Origin of the sequence: Bacillus sp. F2HM (assembly GCF_019266135.1) — a bacterium.
Classification (GTDB): domain Bacteria; phylum Bacillota; class Bacilli; order Bacillales; family Bacillaceae; genus Bacillus; species Bacillus safensis.
Map to the genome: position 1 here is coordinate 170,862 of NZ_LRMO01000012.1, position 17,355 is coordinate 188,216.

Below are 17,355 nucleotides of genomic sequence, written 5' to 3' on the forward strand. Positions count from 1 at the left end.
AAAGGAGTGAGTCAATGTTAAGTGAAGAGTTAGAACTGTATGTTGAAAGTTGTTTTCGGCCATATAAAAAAGACAAAACATATGAAGAAAAGAAAAAAGAATTATTAGAGCTGCTTGGAAATGTTAAATTAAAACTCGAAAATGATGGATTAAAAGATGCAGAGGTTCAGGATATGCTTATTGAAAAACTGAAATCAGGCGAAATAAGCATTGATAATCATACATTAGTAATTGATGATCATAACCGCGTAGAGCATGTGAAAAAAATATTTGTTAATGCTGATTTAGATTGGTTAACGTTTATAAATGTTAAATATAAATTGTGCGATTTTAAGGGGCTATCGATTGTACAAAAAGTAATGAGCCATTCAGATTTTAATGGGTGCTATCTGAGAAAAGTTAATATTAACCATTCTAAAATTTCCTCATCTACCTTTGAAAAGAGTGATTTGACTCAATCTCATTTTGAACATTGTGAGATAACGAATTCATCCTTATATGGCTGTCATTTACCCAACATTAGTATTGATGAATCATCTTTAATAAATGTTTTATTTGAAAATTGCTATTTTAAAAACATTTCTTTTGAGAATTCTAAATTAATAAATGTTAATTTTAAATCATGTACGATTAAAAAATTAAACTTTATTGGAGTGACAATGGATAAAATGACTTATCATATTTTAGAAGGAGAAGGGGCAGATTTAAGCGGTGTGGAAGTAATCGATATTTAATACAGTGGGGCTATTGAGAAAAATCTCAATAGCCTTTTTTTGTTTTATTCACTATCTCTTGCTGTCCCATTAACATGATATGGATGCAAGGTTTTCGTTAAGCAAAATAAATGTGGAAAACTTCTATTTTCAAATAAAAGATGCCCACCCACCTAGCTAAGTCTTCTTCGCTAGGTGGGTGAGCGATCTTTTCAATGATATGTCGAAAAACTAAAGTTGATTAGAAAGTTGAAGAACTTGAGATGATTGTTGTGCAAGTGCAGCGCGCAGCCATTGGTTCGAATAAATGTTGACCTTCCCCATGTACCTTAGCGGCCAAAGCAGTTGGGATTGTAATTTTAGTCATCTTTAGACCTCCTTATTTAAAATTTATCAACATAGATATGTAGTTGATATATTACATATGATGGTTCATAAGTCTTTATTTGTCAATGATTAAGTGTGAAAGTTTTATATTTTCTGAAAAGTTCGTTGATAACACTGAAAAAGTGTGGTTTAATATGACTATGGAAAATAATACTATATTTAAAATTTTATGTATTTAAAGGGTTTATATGGTCTTAATGTTGTTTTTTGATTGAAGGGTGGCGTTATTTTGGATCAAATATTTTGGGTATTTAGATATTAAGTTAATTAAATGTATGAAAAAAGTTGAGGTTACTATGTTATGAAGAACTCGAATAGAAGATTACTTTTTCTATTATAAGTTGATTCACTTAGATTTTAACCATTTTATCCCAGAGTGGTCAGGGAAGAGGGGGCTCTTTATGAGTATTCATTATGTCGGTATTAGAGAACCAATAAAAACTTATTTAGAGAAGATGAAAGTTGAGTATGAAGACTATCCTGCTCAAATAATCGATTTGGGCGGGGCTGTTAGCTATGACAAAGAATACTTTATAAATAATACTGATTTTCAAACGGAAACGATTATTTTATCTAATAGAAGGCATACTGTTGAGGATGAACTAGGTTCACTTGAAAGTGAATTATTGAAAATCTATCAGAATAGCATACTTTATAGGACTTCACCGCTTGATATCAATATAGAACTTTATAGGGGATGGGCAGGTGCTACTGGTAAATTAATAACTGCATTTTCTCCCGAGGGAGTTAATTGGATCAATACAAAAGATGTTGTAAAGGCATGTTTAATCCCTAAAAAAGATGTTAGGAATCGCGCTGGTAAGGCATATGATTTAACAGGACCAGAGTTAGTAAGTATGAGTAGGCTGAAGGATATTTTTGAAGAGGATTTAAATATGAATATTGAATTATATTGTAAAAGTAAAGAAGAGGTCATATCAATTTTGTCCCAGAACAATATGCCTTTAGACGTATTAGAATGGTTAGTCGGATTTCAAGAAGCTTCTTCTTCAAAACATTTACAGCCATTTACGAACACGCTGGAACAAATAATTGGTCACCCCCCAAATCGGGCACAATTATCTAAAATACAAATTAATTATTCTTAAAGGAGGAATAATATATGTTTGTCAAAGACCACGAAATGACGAGGTATAAATTAGCACCACACATTACGCTAGGTAAACTAGAAGACAGTTTGATTGGTTTAAAAGCGCAAACTGTCACCAAAATTGAAGGTGACGGAATTATTGAATTTATTCAAGAAATTTCTAATTATCTCACGGAAGATAATGGGGTTTCGATTAAAGAGCTAGAGGAGAATTTCGAAGTAGAGAGTGATCAATTAAAACATGTCCTCGAATTTTTAGTTGCAAACGGAATGTGTGTTAAGACGGATATGAACTTTGATTTGACGGCGCTTTTGTCTTATGAAAGAGCCGGTGGACAAGTATTGGTTGAAGATATACTAGATCGTTTAAAAACAGGAATTGTTGAAGTTATTACGCGAGATCATAATCCAGTTGCTGCTGAATTCATTCGTCATTTGCAAGCGGCAGGGCTACAAGTAGTGCTTAAAGGAGAATTAAATAAGCAGCCAGATATCAGGGTTGCTATTGGCAACTCTCATTTAGATCCGATTTTTGAAGAAATAAATGATCTGGCATTAGAAGACCACATCCCTTGGTTAAGCATTGTGCCATATGATGGACAGACATCTTGGGTAGGTCCATTTTTCTTGCCACATCAATCAGCTTGTTTACATTGCTATAACCTTCGAAAATCAGCAAATTTTTCTGACGAAGTATTGCGATCAGACTTAATGAAAATAAAACCTATAAATCCTGAAAAGAAACCGGTTTATCATATGCCGATTCATTTAGTTCAAATCGGAATTGCAAGTAATTTAATTTTAGAATGGCTCACACTAAAAGATTACGCACCAAGTGCAACGCCAGGTGGATTTACAACAATTAATTTAGATGATAAAGGTGTCTCATGTAATCATCATCGTGTTTATCGAGTTCCTAGATGCCCAAAGTGTTCCCCAGCCGCAGATACAGGTTTTCCTCAAGTTTGGTTTCATGGTGAGGTGAATAATTAATTATGGCTAATAAATGGACAACGTTAGAAGAGTCATGGGAAATACTCGACCAATTGGCAGATCCTTATGTTGGGATAGTCCGTAGAGAGTATAGAAAACTCAGAGACGTTGATGATATATGGGGTCATTCATATGGAGCGCATGGTACAGACAGCAATATTTTATTTGGAATACCATCTAATTCATATAATGGGGGAGGATCTGCTAATCCAGCTGCAGCCAGATTAGCAGCTATAGGTGAAACGGTGGAAAGATATAGTGCCGCTTATTTACCATTAAACTCTGATGTTGTATGTTTTGGTACTCAAAAGGACTTAATCAATGAAGGCAAATCAGTAATTGGCTTTGATAAGTGGGAGATGTATGCTGTCACTCAATATGAAGACCCGAATTTTCCTCATGATAGATGGAATGAAGATACAAAATTATGGTGGAGAAAAGGTCATATTGCTGAAAATAATGAAGAAGTTTGGACGCCTGCTCAATTAATTCATATTGCAAACTATACTGAGTGGCCAGGAGACCCCAATATTGGTCATGCAACTAGTAATGGACTAGCTTGTGGAATTACATATCAAGAAGCGGCAATCTCAGGTTTATTTGAAACAATTGAAAGAGATGCATTTATGCTTACTTGGTACAATAAGTTAAGTTTACCGCAGATCGATATTAATACCTCACCTAGATTAAAACACTTCTATGAAAGATATATTAAACCTACTTCTCTTAATTTGCATTTAGTAGACATGAGCATTTTTTCTGGTGTTCCTACTATTTTGGCAGTGATAAGAAATCCTCATACAGATTTAGCTCCATTTGCTATTGGCGCGGCCTCTGCTCATTCAATTGAAAGAGCATGTGAGAAAGCTGCAATAGAGGGAATGTATACAAGAACTTGGGTAAAAACAGAACAACGATTAGGGAACGCCTTAGTGGATGTAGATTATCATCGAGATATTAACAGTTTTGAAGATCATATTAAACTCTATGCGGGAACAGCTATTGTGAAAGAAGCTGATTTTTTAACAGCGAGTGAGAAATTAGTGGACGTTAAAGACTATGCACCGTTTGATGATCGTTCTCCAGACATTTTATGGACGAACCTTGTCAGTCATTTATCAAAACAAGGATATCATGTGGCAACTTTTGATTTAACCAGCCCTGATATAAAAGATGCTGGTGCCTATGTCGTAAAATCAATTATTCCTGGATATAAACCGATTGACGTTCTTTATAGAGGTAGAATGTTGGGCGGAGAACGAATTTTAAAACATTCTTATCATTTAGGTTTAGTAGATAAACCTTTTAAGTTAGAAGAACTGAATCCAATTCCGCATCCATTTCCTTAATATCGTAGAAAGGTGATTAAATATAATGAATAGTATTGAAAGACATGCTACTAATTTGGCTGATGTTGTGTATGGAAACGAAGCATTACGGTTTGATGACCCTTCTGAAAATTGGTTTGAGGCAACAAAAATCTACAGGGGTTCAATGGCATGGGACGCACCTGGTGTTGCAGGGCTGCTACGATCTCAAACTTTGCAAAAGATTGCTACACATGCAGGTAAAAGATTTGATGACCTACCTTTAATTTTACTACCTAAACCATTAAATACAAATATAACTTTAGACGATGTCATTAAGGAACGAAGAAGTGCAGATTATTTTAACGGGGGGAGTGTGTCATTAGAACAACTCTCAACAGTTTTACAGAAGAGTTATGGATTGGTAGAGCGTAAAGAAGGACCTAGACGCCCTATACCATCTGGCGGGGCACTTTATCCTCTAGATCTATTTATTGTAGCCAACAAAGTGGATTCTTTAGACAAAGGTATTTATCATTTCGATCCGTATAGAAAAGGATTGACTAAAATGGGTGATTACTCTGAAAAAGAATTTGAGAAAATAATGTTACAAGAAGAATCCGTTCAAGATTTTGCGTTTGCTATAGTCATTTCAGCTAATTTTTGGCGTTCTCGATTTAAGTATGGACATCGTTCTTATCGCTTCGTTTTTATGGAGGCAGGACATGTCATGCAAAATATGATTTTGTTATCTACTGCACAGAAGATTAATAGCCGACCATTCGGAGGGTTTATCGATGATGAGTTAATGGAACTGATCGGTGGATTTAATGGAGTAGATGATGCCCCGATTTATACATTGATTGCGGGTACTTAAATAGATGATTTCAATGGTAGCAGCTTTAGGGATCCTTATTCACTTTTTGGGTCCCTTAAGCTCTAAAATGGTGATCAAAATCAAGAGAGATAAACCAATATCCGATCGAAAGTTAATAACATATATCACTCCTCAGAGGAGCTATGATGGATTCACGATTATCGGAGCTTTTATATGCTGTGGGGCATTTTCTCAAGAGCTCTTAGTTGAAATTTCTAATAATAAAAATGTGTATGGTATTTTATTCTTCTTTTTATTAGGTGTCCTATTACCGTCAGTTCTATGGAAATTAAAAAACAAAGTTGTTGCATTTAGAGGCAGATATGTTGTCAATGTTGATTCAATCTTTTTTCTTCCATTAACGGCTCTATCAGAAGAATTGATTTGGCGGTTCTTTCTTCCGTTATTATTACTAACAAATTCTGTGGAGTCTGTAGCGGTATCGATCTGTATCAGTTCAATAGGATTTATCTTGCTGCATATACCAATAGGCGGTGTTAAGTCTATTGCTTATATGTCGCTTTTTACATTAATCACAGTTATTTCATACTTAACATTTGGTATTCTAGCAGCGATAGCATTTCATATTTCACATAATCTGTTCATTCATTTTTTTCAACCTCGCAAAATAAAGAACTTCAAAACGAAACCTCCCGTATTATCTGAAACTGATTGGTGAGACTTTTTATAAAGGTGGGAAACCCTGTGATAATACAAGAAAAGATGAAAGAGCTTAAAGGAAAAAGAGCTCTGGCTCAATCATGGTTTTTGGATCCAGAAAAAAGAAAAATAAGTTCAAATTATGATAATCGAGAAACGCCATTTACTCGATGTCTATCAGCTGAAACTTTCATTTCTTATTATCAACTAACATTCAAAAAAAAGCCTGCCTCTATTTTAGATATAGGATGTGGACAAGGGCAGATGCTTGAGTATTTATCTAAGCAATTACCTCTAGCTGATTTGACTGGAATTGATTCATCTGAAGAAGCCATACATTGTGCAAATCAATTGAATATAAAAGCTAATTTTATTTGTACAGATATCAAAAATTTTTCATCACATGCGAAAAGTTATGATGCGATTTTAATACATCTGTGTTTTGGGCTATTTGAAGATCCTTTAGCATTATTAGAACAGTTACTTCCTTATTTATCAAATGAATCTATTATTTATATAGTTGATCTAAATCGAGATAGTATAGAAAGTGGATTGAGTTCAGTTCAGAACAAAGAAGAAGAACTGTATTTATATGATCAATATCACGCCTCATTGACATTATCTGAGTTCGAGCAGTTACTCACCTATATGACCAAAACTAGAAAAGATATGATGTATAAGATTGGTACTTCTATAATTGGAGGGTTTAGCCCATTTAGTATGGAATTTTTATCGTTAATAGGAAATGAAAATTTACAACAAACGTTAAGGCAGGTTCCAGATGAATATAGCAATTCAGCACAGAAGACACCTTTACTTTTACATGCATGGCTGATTAAACAGTCTGGATAAATTCATTCCATATAAACATGGTTCTTTCTCTATGTAAAATATGAAGGTTATCCGTTCAGTCTCCGCCTGCTCTTCGGGGAGTTCAATATGAATGATCTTTAAATTGCGATTCCCTAAAAATGAGAACGCGGTTCTCTGAAGTGAGTGAGCAAAGGCAAAGTGCTTAAAATTGAACTGCTTATTTCTTTAACGTTAAAGTACTTATCCATTAGGGGGGGTTGAAAAATTTGAAAGTGAAGGCTGTTTACTGATACACTCTTTGCTTCTATATAAATAACCATATTGTGTCATGCAAAATGTTTTTTGGAAATAGAGATGGCTTAGTGTAGATGTTACTTTCTTTCATAGGGAGCTCTGTTCTTCGCTCATAGTATGTAGCTGCATGATTACCAGCCCGTTCTGTTCAGAGTGGCTTTCTGTTTATATATAAGGAAGAGAGAGGTATTAATGGCAGTGAACATGCTGCATTAATCGATGAGCGAGTACCTATTATAAGGAGGAACTTCATTTGCATAAAAAAATTGGATATGGTATAGTTTTTATGGAAATGCTAACGATTACCGAGACAAGAGTGGGGAAACCCGCTCTTTTGTATTGAACAGGCAATTTTTGTCTCGACATTATTCATCCGTTTTCTGCTCCCCCTGCTCACATAAAGCAGGGTTTTTATGCAGAATGATTGATAAGAGCGTTTATCGAAAGCACAAGGAGGAAGAGAATGAGCAAAAAAGTAGTGGATGTCGTAAGCGAAATGGTGCAGCCAATTTTAGATGGCTTACAGCTTGAACTCGTTGATGTTGAATTTGTCAAAGAGGGTCAAAACTGGTTCCTTCGCGTGTTTATTGACTCTGATAAAGGTGTCGATATCGAAGAGTGTGCCAAAGTGAGCGAAGCCTTGAGCGAAAAGCTTGATGAGGCAGATCCGATTAGCCAAAACTACTTTCTTGAAGTGTCCTCTCCTGGAGCGGAGCGCCCATTAAAGAAAAAAGCTGATTTTGAAAAAGCACTTGGAAAAAATGTTTTCATGAAAACATATGAACCAATTGATGGTGAAAAAGCATTTGAAGGTGAGCTTACAAGCTTTGATGGTGAGATTGCAACAGTGACAGTGAAGATCAAGACAAGAAAGAAAGAGATCAATATTCCATACGAAAAAATAGCTAACGCAAGATTAGCAGTTTCGTTCAATTAACCTTTTCATTGATATAAGGGGGAACCATAAAAATGAGTAGTGAGTTGTTAGATGCCCTGACTGTTCTTGAGAAAGAGAAGGGTATTAGTAAAGAAATTATAATTGAAGCGATAGAAGCTGCACTCATTTCTGCATATAAGCGTAATTTTAATCAAGCACAAAATGTTCGTGTTGATTTAAACCGCGAAACGGGAACGATTCGCGTGTTCGCAAGAAAAGATGTTGTAGATGAAGTGTATGATTCTCGCCTTGAAATCTCTGTAGATGATGCAGCCAATATTAACCCGAATTACATGGTTGGTGACGTCGTTGAGATTGAAGTCACACCAAAAGACTTTGGACGCATTGCAGCTCAGACAGCGAAACAAGTTGTGACGCAGCGTGTGAGAGAAGCAGAGCGTGGTGTGATCTACACTGAGTTCATCGACCGCGAGGAAGACATTATGACGGGAATCGTTCAGCGGATTGACAGTAAATTCATTTACGTGTCACTTGGCAAAATCGAAGCCCTTCTTCCTGTCAATGAACAAATGCCAAATGAAGAATACAAACCACATGATCGCATTAAAGTGTTCATTACAAAAGTAGAAAAAACAACAAAAGGACCACAAATTTATGTGTCTAGAACACATCCAGGTCTTTTAAAGCGTTTATTTGAAATTGAAGTACCAGAAATTTATGATGGTACTGTAGAGCTTAAATCGGTTGCTAGAGAAGCTGGGGACCGTTCTAAAATATCTGTTCGTACAGATGATCCTGATGTTGATCCAGTTGGCTCCTGTGTTGGTCCAAAAGGCCAGCGTGTACAAGCAATTGTCAACGAGCTAAAAGGCGAAAAAATTGACATTGTCCATTGGTCGAATGACCCGGTTGAATTTGTTGCCAATGCGCTGAGTCCATCAAAAGTACTTGATGTCATTGTGAATGAAGAAGACAAGGCGACAACAGTCATTGTCCCTGATTATCAGCTGTCATTAGCGATTGGTAAAAGAGGTCAAAATGCCCGCCTTGCAGCGAAGCTGACCAGCTGGAAAATCGACATTAAAAGCGAAACAGATGCAAGGGAACTCGGTATTTTCCCAAGAACTGAAGACTCTGAATCTCTTTTCTTAGAGGCTGAACCAGTAGCTGAGGAATCTGACGAATAAGAGGTGATATTAAAGGTGAAAAGCCGAAAAAAAATCCCGCTTAGAAAATGCGTCGTGACGGGAGAAATGAAACCAAAGAAAGAACTGATCCGTGTTGTTCGTTCTAAAGAAGGAGAAGTGTCTGTTGACGCTACCGGAAAAATGAACGGACGCGGAGCTTACCTTTCTCTCGATAAAGAAACCATTCTTGCGGCAAAGAACAAACGCAGTTTACAGCAGCAATTTCAGACACAGATTGACGAACACATATTTGAAGAATTACTAGAACTAGCTGAAAAGGTGAAAAAACCTAATGAATGAATCTGAATGGTATCCTTTGCTTGGTCTAGCAAATCGAGCTCGTAAAGTCGTGTCAGGAGAAGATCTGGTGATCAAAGAAATTAGACATGCGCGTGCTAAGCTGGTTCTTCTTGCAGCAGATGCCTCATCTAACACAGAGAAAAAGGTATCTGACAAATGCAAATTTTATAATGTTCCGGTTAGAAAAGTTGAAGACCGTTCCGTTCTCGGACGTTCTATTGGGAAAGAAGCTCGCGTAGTTGTCGCTGTCACTGACCAAGGCTTCGCTAAGAAGCTCATAAGCTTGCTCGATTAATTTATTTGGGGGTGAACGAATGGCTAAAGTGAGAGTATATGAATACGCAAAAGCCATAGATGTTTCAAGTAAAGATATTATAGCAGCGCTTAAGGATATGAACGTGGAAGTGAACAACCACATGGCGACGCTTGAAGACGACACTGTGAAAAAGCTAGACGCTATCTATAAAAAAGCCAAAGCAAAAGAGACAGCTAACGAGAAACCCGCAGAACAAAAAAAACAATCATCTAACAAAAACAATGATAGAAAGAAGAATGACGTGCAGAATAATCAATTTAATAAAAACAAAAAAAACAACAACCAAAATAAAAACAAAAATAAACGCGGTGGAAATAACAAACCGCAGCATCAGCAAGCTAGACCTGTGAAGCCTAAAAAAGAGCTTCCTGAAAAAATTGAATTTACAAATTCAATGACTGTCGGCCAGCTGGCTGATGAGCTTGGAAAAGAAACAGCTGAAATCATCAAAAAGCTGATGATGCTTGGTGTCATGGCAACGATCAACCAAGAACTTGATAAAGATACAGTTGAATTAATCGCTTCTGAATATGGTGTTCCAGTAGAGGAAGTCATTATTTTAGAAGAAACTGAACTTGAAAAGTATGAAGTTGAAGATAAAGAAGAAGATATGCAAGTACGCCCTCCAGTTGTAACGATCATGGGACACGTTGACCACGGGAAAACAACTCTTCTTGACAGCATTCGTAAGACAAAAGTCGTCGAAGGCGAAGCAGGTGGAATCACGCAGCATATCGGTGCATACCAAATTGAAGAAAACGGCAAAAAAATTACGTTCCTTGATACACCTGGACACGCAGCATTTACAACGATGCGTGCACGTGGTGCCGAAGTAACGGATACGACCATTCTGGTTGTTGCAGCAGATGATGGTGTCATGCCGCAAACAATTGAAGCGATTAACCATGCGAAAGCGGCAGAAGTGCCAATCATTGTCGCTGTTAACAAAATTGACAAACCAACAGCGAACCCTGACCGCGTGATGCAGGAATTAACTGAGCATGGTCTTGTACCAGAAGCTTGGGGCGGCGAAACCATTTTCGTTCCACTATCTGCGAAAACAGGTGAAGGCATTGACGAATTGATCGAAATGATCCTTCTTGTCAGCGAAGTAGCAGAACTGAAAGCCAACCCTAATCGTGCGGCAAAAGGGACTGTCATCGAGGCTGAGCTTGATAAAGGAAGAGGTTCTGTTGCAACCCTTCTTGTTCAAACAGGTACACTTCATGTAGGTGACCCAATCGTTGTCGGAAATACATTTGGCCGTGTACGTGCAATGGTCAATGACATCGGCCGCCGCGTGAAAACAGCAGGACCATCTACACCTGTTGAAATCACTGGTTTAAACGATGTACCGAATGCAGGGGATCAGTTCCTCGTATTCAAAGATGAAAAAACAGCTCGTCAAGTCGGTGAGGCGCGTGCTTCTAAGCAGCTGGACGAACAGCGTTCAGATAAAGCAAAATTATCTCTAGACGACCTATTTGAGCAAATCAAACAAGGTGACGTAAAAGATATCAACTTGATTGTGAAAGCAGACGTACAAGGCTCTGCTGAAGCATTAACAGCAGCTCTTCAAAAAATTGAAGTCGAAGGCGTAAAAGTGAAAATCATCCATACGGGTGTTGGAGCGATTACAGAATCAGACATCATTTTAGCAAGTGCTTCTAATGCCATCGTGATTGGCTTTAACGTACGTCCTGATGGAAATGCGAAGAGCACAGCTGAGACTGAGAACGTTGATATCCGCTTGCACCGCATTATCTATAAAGTCATCGATGAAATTGAAGCTGCGATGAAAGGAATGCTTGACCCTGAATATGAAGAAAAAGTCATCGGTCAAGTTGAAGTTCGTCAAACGTTCAAAGTATCTAAAATCGGTACAATTGCTGGCGGCTATGTAACTGAAGGAACGATTACAAGAGATAGCGGAATCCGCTTAATCCGTGACGGCGTCGTTATTTTTGAAGGCGAAGTTGACGTGTTAAAACGATTTAAAGATGATGTGAAAGAAGTTTCACAAGGCTATGAATGTGGTATTACCATTAAGAAATACAATGATATCCGTGAAGGTGATGTCATGGAATCATTCGTTATGCAAGAAATCGAAAGAAAATGATCGGTTATACCGAATGTGAGTGCATGATCTATGATGCATCCTCACTGAAGGAAAAACGTGCGGTTCTTCAGCGAATATTGACAAGAACGCGTCATAAATTCAATGTAACCATTGCTGAAATGGATTACCAGGATACATGGCAGCGTACATCAATCGGAATCGCCGTGATTTCCTCATCTCGGGTTCAAGTGGAAAAGGAGCTTCAGCGTGTATTAAGCTTTATCGATTCTTTTCCTGAAATTGAACGAACGATCACGAAAACTGAGTGGTTTTAATTAGAGGTGATAAGATCATGAGTATGAGAGCAACCCGTGTGGGTGAGCAAATGAAAAAAGAATTGGGCGACATCTTAGGCAGAAAGCTAAAAGATCCAAGAATCGGCTTTTTGACTGTAACTGATGTCGAAGTATCCGGTGATTTGCAAATTGCCAAAGTCTACATTTCTGTTCTTGGCGACGAGAAGAAAAGAGAGGAAACCTTAAAAGGTCTTGCAAAGGCTAAAGGGTACATCCGCTCTGAAATTGGCAATCGAATCAGACTTCGCAAAACACCAGAACTGCATTTTGAATTCGACGAATCTGTAGATTACGGAAATCGAATTGAAAGCCTGATTGCTGAATTAAACACAAAAGATCACGAATAAGACGTTGAAATAAGGATAGGCGATGATCGTCTGTCCTTTTTCATCGTTTATGAAAGGAGAGAACGCAGATGATAAATGGTGTTCTTTTATTACATAAAGAAAGAGGCATGACCTCACACGACTGTGTGTTTAAAGTAAGAAAAATTTTGCACACAAAAAAAGTCGGCCATACAGGCACCCTCGACCCAGAGGTTTCAGGTGTTCTGCCTATTTGTATCGGAAGAGCAACGAAGATTGTAGAATACTTAACAGATAAATCGAAAACGTATGATGCGGAGATCACGATTGGCTTTTCTACAACAACAGAAGACCAAACAGGTGAGATCGTAGAAGAAAAAAAGGTGGAAAAACCGATCTCAGAAAAAGAAATTGATGCGGCGCTGAAGCAGTTTGAAGGAACCATTGAACAAATTCCTCCCATGTTTTCTGCTGTGAAAATTGGCGGGAAAAAGCTCTATGAATATGCAAGAGAAGGCATTGAAATTGAGCGGCCGAGCCGAGAAATTACTATTCACCGGATCGAGCGGACTACACCTGTCACATATGAGGATGGTAGCGTGTCATTTAGGTTTACCGTTCTATGCTCAAAGGGAACATATGTGAGGACCTTAGCGGTTGATATCGGGAAGAAACTAGGGTTTCCAGCCCACATGTCACATCTCATTCGTACAGGGTCTGGTGATTTTACACTTGATGAATGTATCACGCTGGATGAGCTGCGAGATATAAGCGAGGAAGGAACTGTAGATGAGCACCTTGTCCCGATCGAGCGTGCGCTCAATCATTTGCCGAAATGGGAGATAAATGATACATTAGCAAGTAAAGTGGAAAACGGTGCAGTCCTGCCAATGCCTGATGAATTTGCTCATTTCGCAGAGGCGGATCGTGTCGCTGTATTTGCTCCTTCAGGCTGTTGTCTAGCGATTTATATGAAGCACCCGACCAAACAGAACCTGATGAAGCCGGCGAAGATCTTATGTCAGGACAAGCAATCTTAAAGAAAAGGTGACATCTCGTGAAGACTATACATATTTCACACCCACATACATTGAATCAAAAGGATCAAGTCCCGTCTGTCATGGCTTTAGGGTACTTTGACGGTGTTCACCTCGGGCATCAAAAAGTCATTGATGAAGCGAAAAGCATTGCGGAAAAAGAAGGATTGGCCTTAGCAGTCATGACCTTTCATCCGCATCCATCACATGTTTTGCAAAAGGCACGGGAACCAAAAGACTTAATTACACCGCTTGAGGATAAAATTGATTTTATCGAACAGCTGGGCGCTGACTATTTATACATTGTACAATTCAGCGAGAGCTTTGCAGCTCTATCTCCTCAAGAGTTTGTGGATCAATATTTGGATGAACTGAATGTGAAGCACGCAGTAGCGGGGTTTGATTTTACGTTTGGCCGTTTTGGTGCAGGCACAATGGAAACGTTCGATGAATACGGAAAAGGCCGTATCAATGCAACCATCGTACCTAAGCTGTCCAATCAAGACCGAAAAGTCAGCTCCACTCTCATCCGTTCCGCATTAAAAAATGGGGATGTTGAATATGTGAGCGAGCTTTTAGGAAAACCTTATCAGCTTCGCGGCATTGTCATCCATGGAGACAAACGCGGACGGACGATCGGATTTCCGACAGCTAATGTCGGCTTATCTGCTGAATACATTATTCCGCCAACAGGGGTATATGCAGTAAGAGCGGAAGTAAAAGGTAAAGTATATGACGGCGTTTGTAATGTCGGCTATAAACCAACATTTTATGAAAAACGTCCTGATCAGCCTGCCATTGAAGTAAACCTCTTTGATTTTAACGAAGAAATATATGGCCAGCCGATTAAATTACAATGGTTCAAGCGGATTCGCAGTGAACGAAAATTTAACGGAATCCAGGAGCTGACGGCTCAAATCAGTCAAGATAAAGAAGAAGCGATTCAGTTTTTTCAAGATCAGCATAAGCAAACAAAAAAATCATAGAAAAACTGCTCTACCATTTGCAAATTCAGCATATTTTTAGTATGATTATTCCTGTAGCTTTAAAACCACTTACTTGGCAGGCCGACTTCACCGACGGCTGCGAGGTAGATGGGGCTAACATGATTTGGAGGTGAAACAGGATGGCAATTACTCAAGAGCGTAAAACGCAATTAATTAATGAGTTCAAAACACACGAATCTGATACTGGATCTCCAGAAGTTCAGATCGCTGTCCTAACAGAATCAATTAACAACTTGAACGAGCATTTACGTACTCATAAGAAAGATCACCACTCACGTCGCGGTCTTTTGAAAATGGTAGGTAGACGTCGTAATCTTCTTACGTATCTACGTAATAAAGACGTAACTCGTTACCGTGAGTTAATTAACAAACTAGGCTTACGTCGATAATCGTAAAAAGCGGGAGGATTCCCGCTTTTTTATCGTATAATCACTAATATTTTATGGTTAAAATGTTGAAAGAATGGCAAATACCCTTCTACATACAGCTTTCACATTGATATGTGAAAATCATTTTGTTCATAATAAGAACTAACTAAAATTTTACGATAAGAGAGGAGTTTATCTCAGAATGGGACAAGAGAAACATGTCTTCACCATAGACTGGGCTGGACGTCAACTGACAGTTGAAACTGGCCAGCTTGCAAAGCAAGCAAACGGAGCGGTCCTCGTACGCTACGGAGATACGGCTGTGCTTAGCTCAGCAACAGCTTCTAAAGAACCAAAACCACTTGATTTCTTCCCGCTCACTGTGAACTACGAAGAAAGACTATACGCAGTAGGTAAAATTCCTGGCGGCTTCATTAAAAGAGAAGGCCGTCCAAGTGAAAAGGCGATCCTTGCAAGCCGCTTAATTGACAGACCAATTCGTCCGCTGTTTGCAGATGGATTTAGAAACGAAGTACAAGTCATTAGTATCGTCATGAGTGTGGATCAAGATTGTTCATCTGAAATGGCTGCAATGTTTGGCTCATCTTTAGCTTTATGTGTGTCTGACATTCCATTTGAGGGACCAATCGCCGGCGTTACAGTAGGACGAGTGGATGGAAAGCTGATCATTAACCCAAATGTGGAGCAGCTTGAACAAAGTGACATCAACCTTGTGGTTGCCGGAACAAAAGATGCGATCAACATGGTAGAAGCTGGTGCTGATGAAGTACCGGAAGAAACAATGCTTGAAGCGATCATGTACGGTCACCAAGAGATCAAACGCTTAATCGAATTCCAAGAAGAAATTGTGAAGGCAGTCGGTAAAGAAAAAATCGATATTCCTTTATATGAAGTAGATCAAACGTTAGCAGACGAAGTAAAAGCACTTGCTGAAGCTGACCTGCTGAAAGCGATTCAAGTACATGAGAAGCATGCGCGTGAGGATGCGATCAGTGCTGTGAAAAAAGCTGTAGTTGAGAAGTTTGAAGCAGAAGAACGTGACGAAGCAACGATTAAACAAGCGAAAGATGTATTAAACAAGCTTGTCAAAAACGAAGTTCGCCGTCTGATCACTGAAGAGAAAGTACGTCCAGATGGACGCGGCGTAGATCAAATCCGTCCACTTTCTTCAGAAGTAGGACTTCTGCCAAGAACGCACGGTTCAGGCCTATTTACAAGAGGACAAACACAGGCGCTCAGTATTTGTACATTAGGTGCACTTGGCGATGTGCAAATTCTTGATGGTCTAGGTGTTGAAGAATCAAAACGCTTCATGCACCATTACAACTTCCCGCAATTCAGTGTTGGTGAGACAGGTCCAATGCGCGGTCCAGGCCGTCGTGAGATCGGACATGGTGCACTAGGTGAACGTGCACTAGAACCAGTCATTCCATCCGAAAAAGATTTCCCTTATACGGTTCGCCTCGTTTCAGAGGTATTAGAATCTAACGGATCTACTTCACAAGCAAGTATTTGCGCAAGCACACTTGCGATGATGGATGCCGGTGTTCCAATTAAAGCACCAGTTGCAGGGATTGCAATGGGACTTGTGAAATCTGGTGAATACTACACAGTGCTGACAGACATTCAAGGAATGGAAGATGCACTTGGAGATATGGACTTTAAAGTTGCAGGTACATCAAAAGGTGTCACAGCCCTTCAAATGGACATCAAAATCGATGGCTTGTCAAAAGACATCTTAGAAGAGGCTCTTCAACAAGCGAAAAAAGGCAGAATGGAAATTTTAGACAGTATGCTGTCGACAATTCCTGCTTCTAGAGGAGAATTGTCTCGTTATGCACCTAAAATCTTAACGATGACAATCAATCCGGATAAAATTCGCGATGTCATTGGACCAAGCGGTAAACAAATCAATAAAATCATTGAAGATACCGGTGTGAAAATCGATATTGAACAAGATGGTACAATCTTTATTTCTTCTACAGAAGAAGATATGAACCAAAAAGCGAAGAAAATCATTGAAGATCTTGTGAGAGAAGTTGAAGTAGGACAGCTTTACTTAGGTAAAGTCAAACGCATTGAAAAATTCGGTGCCTTCCTTGAAATCTTCAGTGGAAAAGATGGACTTGTTCATATTTCTGAGCTTGCGCTTGAGCGTGTGGGCAAAGTAGAAGATGTCGTGAAACTTGGCGATGAATTACTTGTCAAAGTCACTGAAATCGATAAACAAGGCCGTGTGAACCTTTCTCGGAAAGCTGTTTTACGTGAAGAAAAGGAAAAAGAAGAAAAGCAGTCTTAATGAGATCAAATAAAATGTGTTAGAAGCCAGGTATCCGTGCCAGGCTT

At 38.7% G+C, this 17,355-nt stretch carries 19 protein-coding genes; 18 read left to right on the plus strand and 1 reads right to left on the minus strand.

From position 1 onward, the window contains the following. Positions 1 to 14 precede the first annotated feature (14 nt). A complete protein-coding gene (locus AWT60_RS09620) occupies positions 15 to 734 on the plus strand; it encodes a pentapeptide repeat-containing protein (protein WP_218677179.1) in 720 nt (239 codons plus the stop codon). Between the two features lie 220 nt (positions 735 to 954). On the opposite strand, the gene AWT60_RS18755 is transcribed toward AWT60_RS09620, so the two are convergent. Next, complete coding sequence (locus AWT60_RS18755; protein ID WP_080701195.1) at positions 955 to 1,080, minus strand: plantazolicin family TOMM peptide; 126 nt, start codon at positions 1,078 to 1,080, stop codon at positions 955 to 957. Positions 1,081 to 1,501: 421 nt separating this feature from the next. Here AWT60_RS18755 and AWT60_RS09630 point away from each other — a divergent pair, with 421 nt between their 5' ends. The 17 genes from AWT60_RS09630 (at position 1,502) to pnp (ending at position 17,308) form a co-directional block, all read left to right on the plus strand. After that, complete coding sequence (locus AWT60_RS09630; protein WP_218677180.1) at positions 1,502 to 2,209, plus strand: Rossmann-fold NAD(P)-binding domain-containing protein; 708 nt, start codon at positions 1,502 to 1,504, stop codon at positions 2,207 to 2,209. A gap of 14 nt (positions 2,210 to 2,223) precedes the next feature. After that, positions 2,224 to 3,204, plus strand: coding sequence for a TOMM precursor leader peptide-binding protein (locus AWT60_RS09635; protein ID WP_218677181.1), 981 nt, complete (start codon positions 2,224 to 2,226; stop codon positions 3,202 to 3,204). Between the two features lie 2 nt (positions 3,205 to 3,206). Next, positions 3,207 to 4,553 (plus strand): YcaO-like family protein, encoded by a 1,347-nt coding sequence (locus tag AWT60_RS09640; RefSeq protein WP_041109037.1) that lies wholly within the window; start codon positions 3,207 to 3,209, stop codon positions 4,551 to 4,553. A 25-nt stretch (positions 4,554 to 4,578) separates the two neighbouring features. Beyond that, a complete protein-coding gene (locus tag AWT60_RS09645) occupies positions 4,579 to 5,388 on the plus strand; it encodes a SagB/ThcOx family dehydrogenase (RefSeq protein WP_218677182.1) in 810 nt (269 codons plus the stop codon). A 13-nt stretch (positions 5,389 to 5,401) separates the two neighbouring features. Beyond that, positions 5,402 to 6,067: a CPBP family intramembrane glutamic endopeptidase gene (locus tag AWT60_RS09650; RefSeq protein WP_052462962.1), complete on the plus strand. Its 666-nt coding sequence runs from the start codon at positions 5,402 to 5,404 to the stop codon at positions 6,065 to 6,067. A gap of 26 nt (positions 6,068 to 6,093) precedes the next feature. Then, positions 6,094 to 6,900 (plus strand): class I SAM-dependent methyltransferase, encoded by an 807-nt coding sequence (locus tag AWT60_RS09655; RefSeq protein ID WP_218677183.1) that lies wholly within the window; start codon positions 6,094 to 6,096, stop codon positions 6,898 to 6,900. A gap of 718 nt (positions 6,901 to 7,618) precedes the next feature. Beyond that, positions 7,619 to 8,092 carry a ribosome maturation factor RimP gene (gene rimP / locus AWT60_RS09660; protein WP_003211398.1) on the plus strand — a complete coding sequence of 158 codons (474 nt, stop codon included), beginning with the start codon at positions 7,619 to 7,621 and terminating at the stop codon, positions 8,090 to 8,092. A 32-nt stretch (positions 8,093 to 8,124) separates the two neighbouring features. Continuing rightward, the gene (gene nusA / locus AWT60_RS09665; protein WP_024424140.1) at positions 8,125 to 9,240 is read left to right on the plus strand and encodes a transcription termination factor NusA; all 1,116 of its coding nucleotides are present in this window, start codon (positions 8,125 to 8,127) and stop codon (positions 9,238 to 9,240) included. A 15-nt stretch (positions 9,241 to 9,255) separates the two neighbouring features. After that, on the plus strand, positions 9,256 to 9,540 hold the full coding sequence (rnpM, locus tag AWT60_RS09670; protein ID WP_024424139.1) for an RNase P modulator RnpM: 285 nt from the start codon (positions 9,256 to 9,258) through the stop codon (positions 9,538 to 9,540). Continuing rightward, the gene (locus AWT60_RS09675) at positions 9,533 to 9,835 is read left to right on the plus strand and encodes a YlxQ family RNA-binding protein (RefSeq protein ID WP_024424138.1); all 303 of its coding nucleotides are present in this window, start codon (positions 9,533 to 9,535) and stop codon (positions 9,833 to 9,835) included. The genes rnpM and AWT60_RS09675 overlap by 8 nt, the downstream gene beginning before the upstream one ends. Before the next feature lie 19 nt (positions 9,836 to 9,854). Then, complete coding sequence (gene infB, locus AWT60_RS09680; protein WP_025092597.1) at positions 9,855 to 11,975, plus strand: translation initiation factor IF-2; 2,121 nt, start codon at positions 9,855 to 9,857, stop codon at positions 11,973 to 11,975. Next, entirely contained in the window at positions 11,972 to 12,250 is a 279-nt protein-coding gene (locus AWT60_RS09685) for a DUF503 domain-containing protein (protein ID WP_024424137.1), read from the plus strand. The genes infB and AWT60_RS09685 overlap by 4 nt, the downstream gene beginning before the upstream one ends. Before the next feature lie 17 nt (positions 12,251 to 12,267). Then, positions 12,268 to 12,618 carry a 30S ribosome-binding factor RbfA gene (gene rbfA / locus AWT60_RS09690; RefSeq protein WP_007499525.1) on the plus strand — a complete coding sequence of 117 codons (351 nt, stop codon included), beginning with the start codon at positions 12,268 to 12,270 and terminating at the stop codon, positions 12,616 to 12,618. A gap of 68 nt (positions 12,619 to 12,686) precedes the next feature. Next, on the plus strand, positions 12,687 to 13,616 hold the full coding sequence (gene truB, locus AWT60_RS09695; RefSeq protein WP_218677184.1) for a tRNA pseudouridine(55) synthase TruB: 930 nt from the start codon (positions 12,687 to 12,689) through the stop codon (positions 13,614 to 13,616). 17 nt (positions 13,617 to 13,633) lie between these two features. Beyond that, the gene (gene ribF / locus AWT60_RS09700; protein WP_034623584.1) at positions 13,634 to 14,599 is read left to right on the plus strand and encodes a bifunctional riboflavin kinase/FAD synthetase; all 966 of its coding nucleotides are present in this window, start codon (positions 13,634 to 13,636) and stop codon (positions 14,597 to 14,599) included. A 140-nt stretch (positions 14,600 to 14,739) separates the two neighbouring features. After that, complete coding sequence (gene rpsO, locus AWT60_RS09705) at positions 14,740 to 15,009, plus strand: 30S ribosomal protein S15 (RefSeq protein WP_008354438.1); 270 nt, start codon at positions 14,740 to 14,742, stop codon at positions 15,007 to 15,009. Positions 15,010 to 15,190: 181 nt separating this feature from the next. After that, the gene (gene pnp, locus AWT60_RS09710; RefSeq protein WP_024424134.1) at positions 15,191 to 17,308 is read left to right on the plus strand and encodes a polyribonucleotide nucleotidyltransferase; all 2,118 of its coding nucleotides are present in this window, start codon (positions 15,191 to 15,193) and stop codon (positions 17,306 to 17,308) included. The last annotated feature ends 47 nt before the right edge of the window (positions 17,309 to 17,355 follow it).

Coding starts and splice junctions, on each gene's coding strand:
- AWT60_RS09635 (WP_218677181.1), top strand. CDS start 2,224: ATGTTTGTCAAAGACCACGAAATGACGAGGTATAAATTAGCACCACAC.
- AWT60_RS18755 (WP_080701195.1), bottom strand. CDS start 1,080: ATGACTAAAATTACAATCCCAACTGCTTTGGCCGCTAAGGTACATGGG.
- rbfA (WP_007499525.1), top strand. CDS start 12,268: ATGAGTATGAGAGCAACCCGTGTGGGTGAGCAAATGAAAAAAGAATTG.
- AWT60_RS09620 (WP_218677179.1), top strand. CDS start 15: ATGTTAAGTGAAGAGTTAGAACTGTATGTTGAAAGTTGTTTTCGGCCA.
- nusA (WP_024424140.1), top strand. CDS start 8,125: ATGAGTAGTGAGTTGTTAGATGCCCTGACTGTTCTTGAGAAAGAGAAG.
- rpsO (WP_008354438.1), top strand. CDS start 14,740: ATGGCAATTACTCAAGAGCGTAAAACGCAATTAATTAATGAGTTCAAA.
- infB (WP_025092597.1), top strand. CDS start 9,855: ATGGCTAAAGTGAGAGTATATGAATACGCAAAAGCCATAGATGTTTCA.
- truB (WP_218677184.1), top strand. CDS start 12,687: ATGATAAATGGTGTTCTTTTATTACATAAAGAAAGAGGCATGACCTCA.
- AWT60_RS09675 (WP_024424138.1), top strand. CDS start 9,533: ATGAATGAATCTGAATGGTATCCTTTGCTTGGTCTAGCAAATCGAGCT.
- pnp (WP_024424134.1), top strand. CDS start 15,191: ATGGGACAAGAGAAACATGTCTTCACCATAGACTGGGCTGGACGTCAA.
- rimP (WP_003211398.1), top strand. CDS start 7,619: ATGAGCAAAAAAGTAGTGGATGTCGTAAGCGAAATGGTGCAGCCAATT.
- AWT60_RS09685 (WP_024424137.1), top strand. CDS start 11,972: ATGATCGGTTATACCGAATGTGAGTGCATGATCTATGATGCATCCTCA.
- AWT60_RS09630 (WP_218677180.1), top strand. CDS start 1,502: ATGAGTATTCATTATGTCGGTATTAGAGAACCAATAAAAACTTATTTA.
- AWT60_RS09650 (WP_052462962.1), top strand. CDS start 5,402: ATGGTAGCAGCTTTAGGGATCCTTATTCACTTTTTGGGTCCCTTAAGC.
- AWT60_RS09645 (WP_218677182.1), top strand. CDS start 4,579: ATGAATAGTATTGAAAGACATGCTACTAATTTGGCTGATGTTGTGTAT.
- AWT60_RS09640 (WP_041109037.1), top strand. CDS start 3,207: ATGGCTAATAAATGGACAACGTTAGAAGAGTCATGGGAAATACTCGAC.